Origin of the sequence: Sinorhizobium fredii NGR234 (genome assembly GCF_000018545.1) — a bacterium.
GTDB classification, from domain to species: Bacteria; Pseudomonadota; Alphaproteobacteria; order Rhizobiales; family Rhizobiaceae; genus Sinorhizobium; species Sinorhizobium fredii_A.
In genome coordinates this window covers 442,675-460,603 of sequence record NC_012587.1, presented here as the reverse complement: position 1 = coordinate 460,603, position 17,929 = coordinate 442,675, and the positions used below count along the sequence as shown (strand labels likewise).

Annotated in this window: 16 protein-coding genes; 7 read left to right on the top strand and 9 right to left on the bottom strand. The window is 62.9% G+C overall.

What is annotated here, in order from left to right; translation table 11 throughout:
* Positions 1-7: 7 nt before the first annotated feature.
* On the bottom strand, positions 8-1,366 hold the full coding sequence (gene chrA / locus NGR_RS13425) for a chromate efflux transporter (RefSeq protein WP_012706992.1): 1,359 nt from the start codon (positions 1,364-1,366) through the stop codon (positions 8-10).
* Positions 1,363-2,190 (bottom strand): chromate resistance protein ChrB domain-containing protein, encoded by an 828-nt coding sequence (locus NGR_RS13420; protein ID WP_012706991.1) that lies wholly within the window; start codon positions 2,188-2,190, stop codon positions 1,363-1,365. The genes chrA and NGR_RS13420 overlap by 4 nt, the downstream gene beginning before the upstream one ends.
* A gap of 265 nt (positions 2,191-2,455) precedes the next feature.
* Here NGR_RS13420 and groES point away from each other — a divergent pair, with 265 nt between their 5' ends.
* Together groES and groL are read left to right on the top strand one after the other, a co-directional pair.
* Positions 2,456-2,752 (top strand): co-chaperone GroES, encoded by a 297-nt coding sequence (gene groES / locus NGR_RS13415; protein ID WP_012706990.1) that lies wholly within the window; start codon positions 2,456-2,458, stop codon positions 2,750-2,752.
* A gap of 78 nt (positions 2,753-2,830) precedes the next feature.
* Positions 2,831-4,468 carry a chaperonin GroEL gene (gene groL, locus NGR_RS13410; protein WP_012706989.1) on the top strand — a complete coding sequence of 546 codons (1,638 nt, stop codon included), beginning with the start codon at positions 2,831-2,833 and terminating at the stop codon, positions 4,466-4,468.
* Positions 4,469-5,091: 623 nt separating this feature from the next.
* Here groL and NGR_RS13405 read toward each other — a convergent pair.
* The 6 genes from NGR_RS13405 to hisS all read right to left on the bottom strand — a co-directional run bounded on the left by NGR_RS13405 (position 5,092) and on the right by hisS (position 13,640).
* Positions 5,092-7,878, bottom strand: coding sequence for a bifunctional diguanylate cyclase/phosphodiesterase (locus tag NGR_RS13405; RefSeq protein ID WP_012706987.1), 2,787 nt, complete (start codon positions 7,876-7,878; stop codon positions 5,092-5,094).
* Positions 7,879-8,099: 221 nt separating this feature from the next.
* A complete protein-coding gene (locus tag NGR_RS13400; RefSeq protein WP_012706986.1) occupies positions 8,100-9,317 on the bottom strand; it encodes an NAD(P)/FAD-dependent oxidoreductase in 1,218 nt (405 codons plus the stop codon).
* Positions 9,318-9,462: 145 nt separating this feature from the next.
* Positions 9,463-10,170, bottom strand: a complete 708-nt coding sequence (locus NGR_RS13395) for a glutathione binding-like protein (protein WP_012706985.1) — start codon at positions 10,168-10,170, stop codon at positions 9,463-9,465.
* 111 nt (positions 10,171-10,281) lie between these two features.
* Complete coding sequence (gene hisG / locus NGR_RS13390; RefSeq protein WP_012706984.1) at positions 10,282-10,977, bottom strand: ATP phosphoribosyltransferase; 696 nt, start codon at positions 10,975-10,977, stop codon at positions 10,282-10,284.
* Positions 10,978-12,117 (bottom strand): ATP phosphoribosyltransferase regulatory subunit, encoded by a 1,140-nt coding sequence (locus NGR_RS13385; RefSeq protein WP_012706983.1) that lies wholly within the window; start codon positions 12,115-12,117, stop codon positions 10,978-10,980. It abuts the gene before it with no gap.
* Entirely contained in the window at positions 12,117-13,640 is a 1,524-nt protein-coding gene (gene hisS / locus NGR_RS13380; RefSeq protein ID WP_012706982.1) for a histidine--tRNA ligase, read from the bottom strand. Before hisS ends, NGR_RS13385 begins: the two co-directional genes overlap by 1 nt.
* 273 nt (positions 13,641-13,913) lie before the next feature.
* On the opposite strand from hisS, the gene NGR_RS13375 reads away from it, so the two are divergent.
* The 3 genes from NGR_RS13375 to copM are packed head-to-tail and all read left to right on the top strand — an operon-like array spanning position 13,914 to position 15,221.
* Positions 13,914-14,342, top strand: a complete 429-nt coding sequence (locus NGR_RS13375; protein ID WP_012706981.1) for a hypothetical protein — start codon at positions 13,914-13,916, stop codon at positions 14,340-14,342.
* A gap of 29 nt (positions 14,343-14,371) precedes the next feature.
* Positions 14,372-14,794, top strand: coding sequence for a hypothetical protein (locus NGR_RS13370; protein WP_164924181.1), 423 nt, complete (start codon positions 14,372-14,374; stop codon positions 14,792-14,794).
* 55 nt (positions 14,795-14,849) lie between these two features.
* Positions 14,850-15,221, top strand: coding sequence for a CopM family metallochaperone (copM, locus tag NGR_RS13365; protein ID WP_012706980.1), 372 nt, complete (start codon positions 14,850-14,852; stop codon positions 15,219-15,221).
* Between the two features lie 54 nt (positions 15,222-15,275).
* Here copM and NGR_RS13360 read toward each other — a convergent pair whose 3' ends face one another.
* A complete protein-coding gene (locus NGR_RS13360) occupies positions 15,276-15,911 on the bottom strand; it encodes a DNA-3-methyladenine glycosylase I (RefSeq protein ID WP_164924180.1) in 636 nt (211 codons plus the stop codon).
* 222 nt (positions 15,912-16,133) lie between these two features.
* Between NGR_RS13360 and NGR_RS13355 the strand changes: the two genes are divergently transcribed.
* Together NGR_RS13355 and NGR_RS13350 are read left to right on the top strand one after the other, a co-directional pair.
* Positions 16,134-16,883 (top strand): L,D-transpeptidase, encoded by a 750-nt coding sequence (locus NGR_RS13355; protein ID WP_012706978.1) that lies wholly within the window; start codon positions 16,134-16,136, stop codon positions 16,881-16,883.
* Positions 16,884-17,191: 308 nt separating this feature from the next.
* On the top strand, positions 17,192-17,887 hold the full coding sequence (locus NGR_RS13350) for a L,D-transpeptidase (RefSeq protein ID WP_012706977.1): 696 nt from the start codon (positions 17,192-17,194) through the stop codon (positions 17,885-17,887).
* Positions 17,888-17,929: the final 42 nt, after the last annotated feature.

The window sequence follows — 17,929 nt, the reverse complement described above, 5'->3', positions numbered from 1 at the left end:
GGCAATATCAGACTAGCATCAGCAACCAGCCGGCCGCGGCACAGATTGCGAGCGTCTGGAAAACACCGCGCTTCCACCAGAGAAGCGAGGCGGCCGCCAGGATGGTCAGGAACAATGCGGCAGGGTGGAGCGTCGTCGGGTCCGGATAGGGGAGCGAAAGCGGCCCGGCCTCCAAGCGCTCGACGCGGCCGAAGAGGACGTGAAGGCCGAACCAGACCGCGAGGTTGAGAATGACGCCCGCGACCGCCGCCGAGATGGCCGACAATGCGCCGGAGAGCGCAACGTTGGCGCGCAGCCGCTCGACATAGGGCGCGCCCAGGAAGATCCACATAAAGCACGGAACGAAGGTGACCCAGGTCGCAAGCGTCGCGCCGAGCATGCCTGATGTCAGCGGGTCGACACCGATCGGGGCCCGGTAGGCCCCCATGAAGCCGACGAAGGCGAGCACGAGCACCAGCGGTCCCGGCGTCGTCTCCGCCAGCGCCAGGCCATCCACCATCTCGCCGGGCTGCAGCCAGTGATAAGTCTCGACCGCCTGCTGTGCTACATAGGCGAGAACGGCATAGGCGCCGCCGAAGGTGACGACCGCCATCTGCGAGAAGAAGACGCCGACGTCGGTGTAGACATTTTTCCCTCCGACCGTGGCGAAAATCAACGCGAACGGTGCCAGCCAGAGAGCGCCCCACACGGCAACGACCGCCGCCGCCCTTCCCCAGGTCGGCTTGCCATCGGGATAATCCGCGCCGATAACGGAAGGAAGATCGGGAGCCTTCGCCGCATGGGCGGCGTCGCGCCGCGCCGGCGCATGGCGGGCGGCGACATAGCCCGCGACGCCTGCCGCAACAACCACCAGCGGAAAAGGCAGGCCGAAGGCGAAAAGCGCCAGGAAGGCGACGATCGCGAGCACGCGATCGAAGCCGGTTTTCAACGCCCTGCGGGAAAGCCGGATCAGCGCCTCGATGACGATCGCCAGCACCGCGGCCTTCAAGCCGAAAAACAGGCTCGCCAACCAGTTCGTCTCCTGAAACAGGGCATAGGCGGAAGACAAGGCGAGAATGACGAAAAAGCCGGGCACGACAAAGAGCGTGCCGGCCACCACGCCGCCGCGCGTGCCGTGCAGCAGCCAGCCGATATAGGTGGCGAGTTGCTGCGCCTCCGGTCCCGGCAGCAGCATGCAATAGTTGAGCGCGTGCAGGAAACGGCTTTCGGAGATCCAGCGGCGCTCCTCGACCAACTCGCGGTGCATCAGCGCTATCTGGCCGGCCGGACCGCCGAAGCTCAAGAGGCCGATCTTCGCCCAGACCTTCGTCGCCTCGGCGAAGGATGGATGGGCGGGCGCGAGGCCCGCCGATGATTGCTCATTCACGTCCGCTTCCCCTTGCCGCCGTGCGATACCCAATCGTGCTTCTCCTGGGTGGCATCGCGCGCCCAGCGATAGAGCGCGTCATAAAGTGTCATCCCTGCCTCGAGCTGTTCGAGGTCGTCCGTATACATGCGGGACAGGCCTAGCGAAACGGCAAGCAGTCCGGCCGCCTGAGGCTCGAGGTCGTGCCTGTCCGTATCGGCGCCACGGACAATGCGGGCGACGTGCTCCAAGGCGGGGAAGGACAGCCGGAATTCCTTGACCATCGTGTCGAAGGTGCAGTCGTCGCCGCGGTGGCTCCAGAACACGCCTTCAATGTCGAACGGCGTTGCGCCGAAACGCTCGCCGACCGCCTCGACCTCGGCGGGTGTGACGTAGAGGAACCTGGCATGCGGATCGACGAAGCGGCGGATCAGCCATGGGCAGGCGATACGGTCGATCTTCGGCCGGGCTCGCGTAACCCACACCGAGCCGCCCGAGGCAGCGGCCTTCGGCAGGCTCGCGACCGGCACGAGAGGCAGGTCCGCTTCGCGCCACCCTTCAAGCCCGCCCTCTAGAATTTCTGCAGCCGCACCGGCAAGCCGCAGCCATGCGGCAACGCCCTCGCTGAGTTTACCGCCGTGCTTGCAGAGAACGACGACCCACTGGCCCTTGTATTCGTCCGCCCATGTGGGCGCATCGGCATGGGGCCTATGGAACGACGACGGCACAAGATGGGGGTCGGCGGTGAAATCGTCCTCATCGCGCACGTCGATGAGGACAGGTCCCTTCGGAGTGCCGACGAGACGGGAAAGCTTTTCAGGAGAAATGGAGTTGAACGAGGCCATGATACGACGTCCTTGATTGCTGTTGGACGCGAAATTCCAGCATGACGCCTCGTGGGGCATTCGCTTACCCCATGGATCCATCAAACAAAAAACGGCATTTCATGTCAACGTGCGCGGCCGGCAAAAAAATCTCGAAGCCAATCCTTGACTCGTTCGGTAGCCAGCCTTATCTCGGCGGCGCTAGCACTCTTTAAGAAGGAGTGCTAACGCCCATCCACCGGGTCGATGAACGATCCGCAATGTCATTTGATCGAGGGATTAGACAATGGCAAGCACCAACTTCCGTCCGCTGCACGACCGCGTTGTCGTCCGCCGCGTCGAGTCTGAAGAAAAGACCAAGGGCGGCATCATCATTCCGGACACCGCGAAGGAAAAGCCGCAAGAAGGCGAAATCGTGGCAGTCGGCTCGGGCGCCCGTGACGAAAGCGGCAAGGTTGTTCCGCTCGATGTCAAGGCTGGCGACCGCGTCCTGTTCGGCAAGTGGTCTGGCACCGAAGTCAAGATCAACGGCGAAGACCTTCTGATCATGAAGGAAGCCGACATCATGGGCATCATCGGCTGATCGGCCGGCAACCCTTCCAAACTTCCGTAATTTGAAACCGGACACGTTCCGGAATTTCGAAACCAGGAGCTTTCAAAAATGGCAGCTAAAGAAGTCAAGTTCGGCCGCACCGCGCGCGAAAAGATGCTGCGCGGCGTCGACATCCTCGCCGATGCAGTCAAGGTAACGCTCGGCCCGAAGGGTCGTAACGTCGTTATCGACAAGTCCTTCGGCGCTCCGCGCATCACCAAGGACGGCGTTTCGGTCGCCAAGGAAATCGAACTCGAAGACAAGTTCGAGAACATGGGCGCCCAGATGGTCCGCGAAGTCGCTTCGAAGACCAACGACATCGCCGGCGACGGCACGACGACGGCAACCGTTCTCGCCCAGGCGATCGTTCGCGAAGGCGCCAAGGCCGTTGCCGCCGGCATGAACCCGATGGACCTGAAGCGCGGCATCGACCTTGCCGTCGCCGAAGTCGTCAAGGACCTGCTCGCCAAGGCCAAGAAGATCAACACCTCGGACGAAGTTGCCCAGGTCGGCACGATCTCGGCAAACGGCGAAAAGCAGATCGGCCTCGACATTGCAGAAGCAATGCAGAAGGTCGGCAACGAAGGCGTCATCACGGTTGAAGAAGCCAAGACCGCCGAGACCGAGCTCGAAGTCGTCGAAGGCATGCAGTTCGACCGCGGCTACCTGTCGCCCTACTTCGTCACCAACCCGGAAAAGATGGTCGCCGATCTCGAAGACGCTTTCATTCTCCTGCACGAGAAGAAGCTCTCGAACCTCCAGGCGATGCTCCCGGTTCTCGAAGCCGTCGTCCAGACCGGCAAGCCGCTCCTCATCATCGCTGAAGACGTCGAAGGCGAAGCGCTCGCTACCCTCGTCGTCAACAAGCTGCGCGGCGGTCTGAAGATCGCTGCCGTCAAGGCTCCGGGCTTCGGCGACCGCCGCAAGGCCATGCTCGAAGACATCGCCATCCTGACGGGCGGCACGGTGATCTCCGAGGACCTCGGCATCAAGCTCGAAAACGTCACGCTCGACATGCTCGGCCGTGCGAAGAAGGTCTCGATCTCCAAGGAAAACACGACGATCGTCGACGGCGCCGGCCAGAAGGCCGACATCGAAGGCCGCGTTGCCCAGATCAAGGCCCAGATCGAAGAGACCACCTCCGACTACGACCGCGAGAAGCTGCAGGAACGCCTTGCCAAGCTCGCCGGCGGCGTTGCCGTCATCCGCGTCGGCGGTGCGACGGAAATCGAAGTGAAGGAAAAGAAGGACCGCATCGACGACGCCCTCAACGCGACGCGCGCTGCCGTTCAGGAAGGCATCGTACCGGGCGGCGGCGTCGCTCTGCTGCGCTCCTCCGTCAAGATCACCGCCAAGGGCGAAAACGACGACCAGGACGCCGGCGTCAACATCGTTCGCCGCGCTCTGCAGGCTCCGGCCCGCCAGATCGCTGAAAACGCTGGTGATGAAGCCTCGATCGTTGTCGGCAAGATCCTCGAGAAGAACACCGACGACTTCGGCTACAACGCTCAGACCGGTGAATATGGCGACATGATCGCCATGGGCATCATCGACCCGGTCAAGGTCGTTCGCACCGCCCTGCAGGACGCAGCCTCGGTTGCTTCGCTGCTGATCACCACCGAAGCCATGATCGCCGAGCTGCCGAAGAAGGACGCTCCGGCAATGCCGGGCGGCATGGGCGGCATGGGCGGCATGGACATGATGTGATAAGGCGACAGCCTTAGCACAGCAGTCCATAAAGCTTCGCCCATGCTCTTAAGGAGAGTTCAGCGCGTCAAGCGCGCTGAACGGGCGGCATGGACATGATGTGATAAGGCGACAGCCTTAGCACAGCAGTCCATAAAGCTTCGCCCATGCTCTTAAGGAGAGTTCAGCGCGTCAAGCGCGCTGAACGGGCGGCACGGACATGATGTGACAAGGCGACAGCCTTAGCACAGGTGATCCATCCGGATCGAAGGGCGGCTCTCGGGCCGCCCTTTTTGCTGTTGGATATTTCTGCGGCAGTTTCTTCAAGATCATCCTTTCGCGTGGAAACCGAGTGCGATTGGGTGAACCTCGGCCGAGCTCGTCACGCATGATGACAAGGCCGAGCCCGTAACGGCCCTCACAGCGCCGCGGTCTTTCAGACGCCAAGTACACGACAGTAGCGTAGTTGGGCTTTGCGAATGCCCTTTCGCCCTCGTCCCTGTGCTTGTCACAGGGATCCAGCAGCGCCGCGTCCGCGGCGCGCAAGAGCCTCTTCAGCCCAAGGACTTGGGCTGCCTAGATTCCTGAGACAAGCACAGGAAAAGGACGGCGGAGAAATTCTGCCGTATCGCAACCGAAGCGCGTCAGGCGGCCTCGGTCCTGACACCGACCACCGAACCGATCGGTGCCGGTCGCCCGAGAAGATAGCCCTGCGCCTCGTCGCAGCCTTCCGCCTGCAGAATGTCGAGCTGCTTCTGCGTCTCGACCCCTTCGGCGAGCACCGGAACTTGCAGGCTATGGCCAAGCGCGAGGATGGCGCGGATGATCGCCTTTGCTTGCGGGCTGCCTTCGACTTCCGACATGAAGCTCTTGTCGAGCTTGATCTTGTCGAAGGGGAACGCCCGCAAGGTTTCGAGCGAGGAATAACCCGTGCCGAAATCGTCGATTGCGATCGTCACGCCCAGCGCCTTGATCGCGCGGAGCGTCAACAGCGCTCGCTCCTTGTCGTCGATGATCGTCGACTCGGTAATCTCGAGCTCGAGCCTTTTCGCGTCGAGCCCGGTTTCGACGAGGATCGAGTGGACGAGGCTGACGACGTCGCCATTCGCCAGCTGCACCGGCGACAGGTTTACGGCGATCTTGTACTCGGCATCCCAGGATGCCGCTTCCCGGCAAGCCTGGCGCAGCACCCATTCGCCGATCGGCAGGATGGCGCCGCATTCCTCGGCGAGCGGAATGAATTCGTTCGGCGGTACCAGGCCGCGTTCCGGATGGTTCCAGCGCAACAGGACTTCATAGCCGATCACGTCGCCTGTCGTGACGGATTTCTGGACCTGGTAGTGCAGGGCCAGCTCGCTCCTCTCCACCGCCTCCCAGAGATCGTTGGCGAGCGCCCTGCGTCCGCGGGCGGCCTCGTCCATCGAGACCTCGTAGAAGCAGATCGTCTGGTTGAGCGCCGCCTTTGCGCGATACATTGCGAGGTCGGCGTTGTTGATCAAGGTGTCGGCGGTCTCCGCGTCCTGCGGGTAGATGGCCACACCCATGCTGCCGCCGGATTTCAGCTCGAAATCACCGAAGCGCATCTCCTCCTGCAGGCACGTCTCGATCCGCCGCAGGAAGTCGTGGACCTCGGAGAGGTCCTCGAAACGTTTCACTGCAGCAAACTCGTCTCCCCCGAAGCGGGCGACGAATTCGCCCTCTTGAAGATGTTCCTTCATCCGCTGTGCGATCGTCACCAGCACGAAGTCGCCGGCGGCATGACCGTGCAGATCGTTGACTTCCTTGAACTTGTCGAGATCGATCCCGATCACCGCCACCTTGCGCGAGAACCAGACGGCCGCGTCGAGCTCTTCGTCGAGGTGGCTGTTGAACTGCAGTCGGTTGGGCAGCCCGGTCAGGCTGTCATGACGCGCGAGGAAGGAAATCTGCTCCTCGGAGTCGAGCCGCTCGGTGATGTCCTCGTAGGTTGAGACCCAGCCGCCATCGGGCAGGGTGCGATGCTTGACGAGGATCGAGCGTCCGTTCGACAATTTCTCGACAAAGTCGCCGCCGCCCTTCCCGGCAATCTCGAGCCTGTGCTTGCGGTAGGCCGCTTCCGACTTCGCTTCCGCGACGGCCGGATCCGGATAGGTGCGGGCACACATGCGATCGAGAACTTCGCGAAAGGTCAGTCCGAAGCCGGCAAGCGATTCCGGCAATTCGAAGATCTCGAGGCAACGGCGGTTCGAGATCAGCAGGCGGTCGGCATGATCGAACAGGCATATGCCCTGTGTCATGTTTTCGAGAGCAATGTCGAGATTCTTGCTGACCTCGGCGATCCGGTCGGCATCCTCTTTTCGCTTGGTGATGTCCTTGGCAATCTTGATGAAGCCGGCGTGGCCGCCATCCTCGCCGACGATCGTGTCGATGACGACATGCGCCCAGAAGCGGGTACCATCCTTTCGGTACCGCCAACCCTCGGTTTCGTACTGCCCGGCCTCAAGGGCGATGCGCAAGGCGCGCGCCGGCAGGTTCGCCGCCTGATCCTCCGGCGAATAGAAGCAGGCGAAGTTCTTGCCGACGATCTCCTCGGCCGTGTAACCCTTGTTGGCCTCGGCCCCGGCGTTCCAACTCGCCACGCGGCCGTCGACATCGAGCATGTAGATGGCATAGTCCTTGACGCTGCCGACAAAGCGGGAAAATTCCTTCTCCGAGGCCACGGCGAGGATTTCGGCGTGGCGCGCAAAGCCGGCCGCGATCAGCACGGCGGACAGAAGAAAGAAGGCGGTTCCGGCAAGCACGAAGGCCAGAAAATGCGGCTGGATCATGCCCTCTTGGATCCCGGTCGCGAACTCCACTTCCATCGTCACCGCGCCCATCGCGGTGAAGTGCAGCACAACGATGCCGAGCGTCATCGCCGCTGTGGCGGCCAACTGAGCCTTCGACTGGTCCCGCTTGATCGCGAAGATCGCAACCATCTCGAAGAGCACACCGGCGAGGACCGACGCGACGACCAGCGTCCGATCCCAACGGATGAAGCCAGGCAGTTCGAGCGCGGCCATTCCGAGGAAATGCATGCAACCCACGCCGGCGCCCAGCACCAAACCACCCAGCAACCATGCGGGACGGCCCTTCGCATAAGTGGCGATCGCCAGCGCCGTCGTCGTCAGCAGGATCGCGACGACCAGCGACAAGGTCGTGAGGCTTGTGTGATAACCGAGCACGACTCCAGGGTCATAGGCGAGCATGGCGATGAAATGGGTCGCCCAAATGCCGAAGCCACTGGCGATCCCCGCTGCTCCCAGCCAGATCGCCCGGGGCCCGCCTCTGGAAAGACGGGCGCGCTGAAGCAGCGTCACGGCACCATAGCTCGACAAGGCACAAATGATCGCTGCCAGTGCCACCAGCCGCAGATCGTGTTCCACCACGAGGCACGAGAGAATCTTGAACATCGCAGGTCGCCCGAATAAACGCACAGTCCCGCACGCGCTTGTCCCACGCCGGGTCGCTATCTGTTCGCTTTGCCCCCTTTAAGGAAGGATGAAGAATCGGCGAGCCAGCGTTATTTCAACCAGACAGTGTTAATGAATTGCGTCGTCTCACAGGCGGGAACCACGGGGCGCGGCGGCCCCCTCGACCGTTTCGCTCCCGCGTGGGCTTGCGGCTGCAGCCGCTACGCCAGCAAGGATTTGAGATCGACCTGCGGATCGGCCAGGAGGGCGGGATCGGGGGTCACGCCGGCTTCGAGCAGCTTCTTGCCGGTCACATAGGCCTTTGCGTCGTTGATGGCGTCGACGGCGATCAGCTTGCCCTGGCGGAAATACCAGACCGACACGCTGCCCTCGCGCTGGCCCGGACGGACCAGGGTTTCGTCATGGCCAAGCCCGAAGCCGGCAATCTGCAGCTTGACGTCATACTGGTCCGACCAGAACCAGGGCTTCGGATCATAGGGAGCGGTGCCGCCGGCGAGGATGGCCGCGACCGCTTCCGCCTGGTCCACGGCGTTCTGGACCGATTCGAGACGGATGCGCATGCCCTGCCAGGGCAAGACGGCGCAATCGCCAATCGCAAAGATCGCCGGATCGGATGTCCGGCCGTGGCCGTCGACGAGGATGCCGTTGGCGGTTTCGAGACCTGCATCATGCGCCAGGGCATCATTCGCCCCCACGCCAATGCCGACGATCACCACGTCGACCGGAATGACCGAGCCGTCGGAAAGTTCAGCCGCCGTCACCGGCCCGTTATCGCCGATCAGCCGGTGAAGGCCCATGCGTTCACGGATATCGACCCCATGCGAGCGGTGGATCTCCCGGACGATCGCCGAGGTCGCGGCGGAAGCCACGCGCTGCAGGATGCGGTCGGCCATCTCGATCACCGTGACCTCGAGCCCGCAGGTGCGGGCCACCGCCGCCGCCTCCAGGCCGATATAACCGCCGCCGATCACCAGCGCACGCCGTCCAGGCTTCATCTCTTCGGCAAGCCGGTCGGCATCCCTGAAGTCGCGCACCACATAGACGCCCGCCAGATCGCCGCCAATTGACGCCGGCAGGCGACGCGGCGTCGCGCCGGTCGCAAAAGCCAATGTCTCGTAGGCAAGCCGCGAGCCGTCGCTGAGCGTGACCTCGCTTGCGCGGCGGTCCACCCGCGTGACGCTGGTCGAAAGGCGGATGTCGATCCCGTGCTCCGCATACCAGGCCTCCGGCCGATAGAGCAGGCGATCGAGCGTCATTTCCCGCAAGAGGTATTTCTTGGAGAGAGGCGGGCGCTGATACGGAAGACTCGATTCGGCGGCGATGACGGTGATCGGGCGGGTGTCCTGCAAAGCGCGAAGCTTGGCAACGAGAGCAAAGGCCGCCTGGCCGCCACCGATAACGACAAGTCTTCCCGACACGTTTTCCACCCGTTTGGACCGACGATTCCGCGAGGCCAAGTGGGTGCGGGAAGAACGCCGCACCCACTTTGCTTCATCCGATTTCCGCCTACCCGTAGCCTCCCGGCCCGCCTTTCGTCAACTCGGCGGCGGCGCGTCGCCCGGATCATTCCTTGCGTGGAATCTCCATGCCCCTCTGCGCCGCCGGGCGCGCCAGGCCGCGTTCGACCCAGGCCATGACGTTCGGGAAGCTCTTGTAATCGAGCACCTCGGCGCCGCCATAGAATTTGCGTGCGCCCTCAACCCAGGGGTAGGTGGCGATGTCGGCAATGGTGTACGCGTCGCCCATCAGCCACTGGCGACCTTCGAGCCGCGCTTCGAGGACGCCGAGCAAGCGTTTCGCCTCGTCGCGATAGCGCTCCACCGGATAGGAATTGTTGGCAACCTTGTCGGCCGCGAATTTGAAGAAATGACCGAACTGGCCAAGCATCGGGCCGACGCCGCCCATCTGGAACATCACCCAGCACAGCGTCTCATAGCGGCGGGCCGCATCGGCCGGAATGAGCTTCCCAGTCTTTTCGGCGAGGTAGATCAGGATCGCGCCGGATTCGAAAAGGCCGATCGGCTTGCCGTCAGGTCCGTTCGGATCGATGATCGCCGGGATGCGGCCGTTCGGGTTGAGCGACACGAATTCAGGCGATTTCTGCTCGTTCGTATCGAAGGAAATGCGGTGCGCCTCATAGGGCAATCCGAGTTCTTCGAGAGCAATCGAGATCTTCACGCCGTTCGGCGTCGGCAAGGAGTAGAGCTGGATGATGTCGGAATTCTTCGCCGGCCAGCGGTTCGTGATCGGGAATGAGGAAAGATCAGCCATAAGGTGCCTCGAGGTGGGGAATAACGGTAGGATGGATGTCTGCCGTCCCTACATAGGTCGCCCCGGTTGCATTTGTCAGTGCCCGGGCGAAAATTCCGTCATCCGATGATTTCAGAGGACGGAGCGCACGGAGGAAATGATCCGGTCGATCATGGGATAGCCGTCATGGGCTGGCTTGCGGGCGCGGACGAGGCAAGCTTCGGATCGCAGGATCACGCCATCCGAAAGAATCTTCAGGTGGTTCGCCTTCAAGGTGGATCCGGTCGAGGTGATGTCGACGATGATGTCGGCCGAGCCGGAGGCCGGCGCCCCTTCGGTCGCGCCCAGGCTTTCGACGATCCGATAGAGTTGGATGCCGTGGCTGCCGGAAAAGAACTGCTGCGTCAGCCGCCAGTATTTGGTGGCGATCGCCAGCCGGCGGCCATGGCGGGCGCGGAAGTCGGCGGCCACGTCGCCGAGGTCGGCCATGGTGTCGACGTCGTACCAGACTTCCGGCACCGCGACGACGACATCGGCATGGCCGAAGCCGAGCCGGGCCGCGAATTCGACACGCGCGTCGACATCGGCGATGCCTTCGCGTACCAGGTCCTCGCCGGTGACGCCGAAATCGACGGCGCCGCTGCCGACCTCGCGGGAGATCTCGGAGGCCGACAGGAAGGCGACCTCGACATCGTCCCAGCCCTCGACGCGGCCGCGATAGGAGCGGTCGTTGCCGACGGCGACGATCTTCATCCCGGCGCGCTCGAAGATGGCCGAGGCGTCATCCTTCATCCGCCCCTTGGACGGTAGCGCAATCGTAATCGTCATTTAAGCGCCCCCTGCGGCAGCGATCGCCCGTTCGATCCGGTCGAGCCAAAGAGAGAAGCCGACGGCCGGAATATGCTCGCGGGCGCCGAGCAGCGTCAGCAGCCGATCGAAGCGCCCGCCGCCCGCCAGAACCGCCGGCGCTCCTTCAGCCTCGATCTCGAAGACAAGGCCGGTGTAGTAATCGAGCGGACGGCCGAAGGCGGCTCGATAGCGGATGAGGTCGCTCTCGGCGCCGACCTTGGCGATCGCCGCGACGCGGGCGTCGAAGAGCGAGAGGGCGTCGTCGATCTTCAGTCTCGATTTCTTTGCGAAAGCGTGCAGCGCCGCCGGTGCTTCGGAAAGCGGCAAGTCGAACGCAAGGAATTCGCGCATCACGGCGAGGGCGGCCCTGTCAAGCCGCGTCGTCGCCAGTTCCATCTTTTCCTTCAGCCGACGGGCGATGTCGCGCGGCGAACGGCTGGCATTGGTGGAATAGCCGGTCGCCTCCATCGTCTCGGCAAGATGGGCGACGAGCCGCTCCTCGTCGTCGAGGATGCCCAGGATGGCAAGCCGCTCGACTTCATGGCCGAAGACACCGGGGGACTTGGGATCGGCGAGCTCGCCGAGCAGCTTCTGCAGCTGTTTGGGGTCACCGAAGGCGTGGATCAAACGCTTCTGCCAGCCGCCCGGCAATCCGCAGGCGGCAATGACCGCCTCGAAGACCGATTGATCGCCAAGCGTCACCTTGAGTCGCCGATTGGCAAGCCGGTTGGAGAGCACGCGCATGGCGTCGCCGATCGCCCGCGCATCGGCGCCAGCCGTATCGGTGTCGCCGAGATCCTCGATACCCGCCTGGTAGAATTCGCTCGAGCCCTCCCGGCGCTGCCGGAAGACCTCGCCAAGATAGGCGTAACGCTGCGGCGTCCCGGTTGCCGTCTCGATATGGCGAAGGCAGACGGGGATGGTGAATTCCGGCCGCAGGCAGAGGCTGTCGCCGGTCTCGCTCTGCGTCATGAAGATCCGCCGGCGCAGGTCTTCCCCGGCCATGTCGAGAAAGGGCTCGGCCGGCTGGATCACCGGCGTGTCGACGCGCAGCGTCTTCAGCCGCTCGAAGTCGGCAAGAAGGTCACCGGCAAAGGCAGGAAGGTTGATCAGCGGCATCAGCCTGCCCTTTTCCGGTCCTCGGCCTGTTCTGCCAGAATCTCGCGGACCTTCGCGACGAGGTCGCCCTCCGGAACGGAGACCTGGGCGACGCGGGCCTCGCGCCAGGCGACGTTATCCTCGATCTCTCCCGAGAGCCGCTTGCCCTCGATCAAGTCCTTGATCTGGACAATGCCCGAGGCGCGTTCGTCACCGCCCTGGATGATGGCGATCGGCGAGCCTCGGCGGTCGGCATATTTGAGCTGGTCGCCGAAATTCTTCTTGTTGCCCTGATACATCTCGGCGCGGATGCCGGCATGGCGCAATTGCTGCACGAAGCGCTGGTAGCGGCCCATGCTGTCGATATCGCGGTCCATGACGCAGACGACGACCGGCGCGACCACCTCTTCGACCCCCAGCTTGCCGAGGTTCTTCAGCGCCGTCATCAGCCGCGACACGCCGATCGAGAAGCCGGTTGCCGGCACGGGCTGACCCATGAAGCGCGACACGAGGCCGTCATAGCGGCCGCCGCCTCCCACCGATCCGAAGACGACCTTTTCGCCCTTCTCGTTGGTGACGGAAAACTGCAACTCGGCCTCGAAGACGGGGCCGGTATAGTATTCGAGGCCGCGCACGACGGACGGGTCGATCTTGATGCGATCCGCTTCATAGCCGGCGCTGAGCACGAGGCTGCGGATCGTGTTGAGTTCCTCTACACCTTCCGTGCCCTTGCCGGTGCCGGCGACGAGCTCGGCCAATTCACCGGCGCTCTTCGCATAATCGGAGATGCCGACGAAGAACAGGATCTTGCGGATCTGCTCCTCATTCAGCCCCGCGCCCTTGGTGAAATCGCCGCTTTCGTCCTTGCGCCCCTCGCCAAGCAGCAGGCGCACGCCTTCCGGGCCGAACTTGTCGAGCTTGTCGATGGCCCGCAGCACCGTCAGCCGGGCGTTCGCCTGGTCGCCGCCGCCGAGACCGATCGCCTCGAGCACGCCGTCCAGGACCTTGCGGTTGTTGACCCGGATCACATAGTCGCCGCGTGCAATCCCCAGCGCCTCCATGGTGTCGGCCATCATCATGCACATCTCGGCATCGGCCTGCACGCCGGCGGCGCCGACGGTGTCCGCATCGAACTGCATGAACTGGCGGAAGCGGCCCGGCCCCGGCTTTTCGTTGCGGAACACGTAGCCGGCCCGATAGGTGCGGTGGGGAAGCTGTATCTCGTTGAAGTTCTCCGCCACGTGACGGGCAAGCGGCGCCGTCAGATCGTAGCGCAGGCTCATCCATTGCTCGTCGTCGTCCGTCAGCGAGAACACGCCTTCGTTCGGCCGATCGCTGTCGGGAAGGAACTTGCCAAGCGCATCGGTATATTCGAACAGCGGCGTTTCGACGGGATCGAAACCATAGCGCTCATAGACTTCGCGGATCTTCGCGATCATCTCGTCGACGGCGCGGATATCCGCAGCCGAACGGTCAACGAAGCCGCGCGGCAGGCGTGCTTTTAGCTTCTGCGGTTTCTTCGGTTTGTCGTTCATGGAAGGCATTCCGGGCTCTAAAGCTTGGTCGGTGCCTTCCCTACCGGATCACGGCAAGGGCGGCAAGGGCGGCGGCCGACAAAGGGTGGTCAGCCCGGCATCCGGAAAGATCGCGGAACCAGGCGGCGCAAAAAGCGTTTCGGTTTAACGTTTCCGATCACAACGCGATGATTGTAAATCTGTCGCACTACGCTTATAAGTTAAGCCGTTCGACACATGGGCTTCAACGGAGACTTTGAGGCTTCAACGGAGACTTGGGGCTTCAACGGAGACTTTGGCAAAATGCTGACTGTCATGACGCCCGGGGCGGCAGCGATACGACCGCTCAATCCGGAAACCCATGGGGCCTGGACCCGCGCGCTCGCGAAGGCTGGCTATGTGATCGACCGGTGGCATTGCGACGTGGACAGCGGCGCCTTTGTGGTCGGCCTACGGACACTTTCGCTGCTTGGCCTGAGGCAGAATCCCTGCGGCATCATCGACCTCGTCCGGGCCTACGACCAGGAAGACCGAGCGACAATCCTGAGCATCTTGGAACAGGCGACAGCGACGTCCTCGTCCTTCTGCTTTTCGGCGATGGTCCGCCGGCCGAGCGGAAGCGCATACCAGCTTTGCTGCATCGGAAACTCGACGCTCGGCGCACATGGCGCAGGAGGTTCCCTGCAAGGCGTATTCGCCGTGCCCCGGAGTCGATCTGCGTTGCCGGCTTGATGAGGCGATCACGACTTGGCGATCTCCCCATGCCGCCCCTTCTTATTCGAGATGCAGTAGCCTATCTTCCCGGCATGCTGCGCTGGCTTGCCATCATCCTTCTGCTTCTGTCCGCCCCGCTTGGCGGCGCCCTTCCTGCGGTCGCCCAGGCGCGCGACATCGCAGCGAAGGCCGCTAACACACACCACCACAACGTGCTGACCTCCGATACCATGCGGCATGCCTCCGCGGATGGCGGCAGCCATTGTGGGAAGCAGGCCCATTGTCCCGGTCCGGCAAAATCGGACCACCCGACGCTCTGCTCGGCCTGTGTCGCGATCGATGCAGCGCCCATGGGGCTCACGCGATCCGCGGGGCCTTCGACACGGCTCACGCCGCAGCGTCAGGCGACACTCCTCGACCAAGCCCTCAAACCCCTGTCCCCGCCGCCCAAACGCTACCCTTCCGTCTAGCGCTGCGACTTCGCAGCAAAAGTCATAAACCCCATAGATTGGAAAGGTACGCATTATGTCCCTGAAAAGGATCCTCACTGCTTTGATGATCGCCGCATCGATCGGCAGTCCCGCACTTTCGCAAGAGAGCGGTCATCAAGGCATGAAACACGATGCAACGGCGGCCGAGCCGGCACCATCGAGCAGGGCCTTCGCCGAAGCGAATGCCAAGATGCACAAGGATATGGACATCGACTTCACCGGCAATGCCGACGTCGACTTCGTGCGCGGCATGATCGCTCACCACCAGGGCGCGATCGACATGGCGAAGGTCGAGCTCGAATACGGCAAGGACGAGGCGATCCGCAAGCTCGCGGAAACCATCATCAAGGTCCAGGAGGGAGAGATCAAGATGATGAAGGAATGGCTCGCCGGGCACGGCGGCTAGCCGAGACCGCCCTCCCCGCTTCTACCGGAGGTACGGGGAGGGCCACTCCGTCAGTTATGTCGTGGGCCTTGCGAATTGCCGCCGCATCTCCTCGATGCCTTCACGGCAGAAGCAACCTTCCAGGTGGTCGTTGACCAGCCCCATGGCCTGCATGAAAGCGTAGACGGTCGTCGGGCCGACGAAGGTCCAGCCGCGTTTCTTCAAGTCCTTCGAAATTCGGACCGATGCCGGTGTTGTCGGATTGGCGATCAACGTTTCGTAGTCGACCACCTCTGGGCGTTCGCTTCCATCGGGTTCGTGCGCCCAGAAATAGGCGGCGAGCGAGCCGAATTCCGAACGCAACTCCTTTGCCCGCCGCGCATTGTTGATGGTCGAGACGATCTTGCCGCGGTGGCGGACAATGCCGGGATCGGCAAGGCAGCGCTCGATGTCGGCTTCACCGAATTCGGCGACCGCGTCGAAGTCGAAGCCGGAAAAGGCCGAGCGAAACGACTCGCGCTTCCTCAGGATCGTCAGCCAGGAGAGACCGGACTGGAAACCTTCCAGGCAGATCTTCTCGAACAGCCGACGATCGTCCGTCACCGGGCGGCCCCATTCCTCATCGTGGTAGCGCCGGTAGTCCTCGAGATTGCCGTGCCAGGCGCAACGTTGCCGCCCGTCCTCGCCCGTTATCAAGCCCCTTGCCGACATCGCTGCTCTCTCGTCCCGTTTCTCTTTTGTTCCATTTACCATTTGCAAACCAGATTCATAAAGCGGGGAATAACCCTACCCAAAGCTTTATCCACATCACGGCATTTTATCGAAGCGGCGTTTACCGTTCGGTGGCGGAGGAATGCGAGCATCCCGCCATTCCAGGTGCAGCCGCCGCGCTGCCCCAAAAAGTTAGTTCGGCGTAGGTAGCGAGTCCGTTCGATGATGAAGAAATTCCTTTTGCTTGCCACGTGCCTTGTCTGCACCCTCCCCGCCGGCGCGGGCGCGTCGGACCGATACCGGAACCGCCCGCCGGTGATTGTCAGCCCCGACCTCACCGCGCCCTGGGTGATGCAGTTGACCGGCGAAGGGGTGCGTCCGGCCGTCTATCGGCCGCAAGCCCCGGCCGCCACCCGAAAACAGGTGGAGCGCCGCCCGACGAAGCGCCGGCTGGAAACGGCGGCCGTGCAGCCTGCCGCCGCCCACCGCGCACAAAAGCCGTTGAAGTCGCAATTCGACCCGCAATTCCTGCCGCAGATGGTGGCCTACGATACCGGCGAGAAGCCCGGCACGATCGTGATCGACACCAACAATCGCTTCCTCTATCTCGTGACCGGCGACGGACAAGCACGCCGCTACGGTGTCGGGGTCGGCAAGCCGGGCTTCGAATGGGCCGGCGCGCACAAGATAACCCGGAAATCCGAGTGGCCGAGTTGGACGCCGCCCGGGGAGATGATCGCGCGCGAAGCGGCCAAAGGTCACTATCTGCCGGACCGCATGGACGGCGGTCCGGCAAACCCGCTCGGCGCCCGCGCCATGTATCTCGGCTCCACGCTCTATCGCATCCATGGCACCAATGCGCCCTGGACGATCGGTTATGGCGTATCGTCCGGTTGCATCCGCATGCGCAACGAGGATGTCGTCGATCTTTACGAGCGCGTCAAAATCGGCACCAAGGTTATCGTGATATAACACCGGCCGGCTACAGGGCCGTGCGTTCTACAGCGCCGCGCGTCCAATCGGACGCGCTAGGGTCGCTGTAACACTTTGAATTGTTGCATGTTCTGTTTTTAAATCGGCTACGATCTGAGGAAACACCCAGTAGAATACTTCCCAGGCAAGTTTCCTTTTGCTTGCACCCGATCGTGATCGAAAAGCAACAGCCGTTCCCTGTGATACAATGTCCGCCCCTTGCCTTGTTCGATGGGATGTATCACGGGCTTGCACTTGCGGTTAAAACACATAGCTTGCCCGCAACGAGGGTTCAGAGGGAATCATACATGAGACTTCATGCCACCAGGTTGGCTGCGCTTACCGTCGCGGCCGCTGCATTCCTGGCTGCCGCAAACGCGTCTGCCTTCACGCCGGCCGACATTGTCGGCGCGAAGGTCAAGCGCTCCGATGTCGTGCTGGCCGCCCAGCCGAAAAAGCCACCGCAGAGATTTTGGCGCACCAAGGTAAGGTTCCGCACGGACGAGGCGCCTGGCACCGTGATTGTCGATACCAACAACAAATATCTCTACTACATCGACGGCCCGAACCGCGCGACGCGCTACGGAATCGGCGTCGGCCGCGAGGGCTTCGGCTGGTCCGGTGTCGTCAAGGTCGGCCGCAAGGCCGAGTGGCCGGCGTGGACGCCGCCGGCGGAGATGCGCCAGCGCGAAAAGGAAAAGGGGCGCATCCTGCCGATCACCCAGGAGGGCGGCATCGACAATCCGCTCGGCGCCCGCGCCCTCTATCTCTACAAGGGCGGCCGCGACACGATCTTCCGCATCCATGGGACGAACCAGCCCTGGACCATCGGCCAGAACATGTCATCCGGCTGCATCCGGATGATGAACGAGGACGTCGAGCACCTCTATGAGCGGGCACCGATCGGCACCAAGGTGATCGTGATCGGCCCCGGCAACAAGCAGGGCGACGTCAGCTACGACGATCGTGGCGTCGATATCTTCCGCCAGATCTTCGGCGGCTGACGAAGTCGAGAAATTGCCCCTCTCCTCGGGTTTACCCCGAGG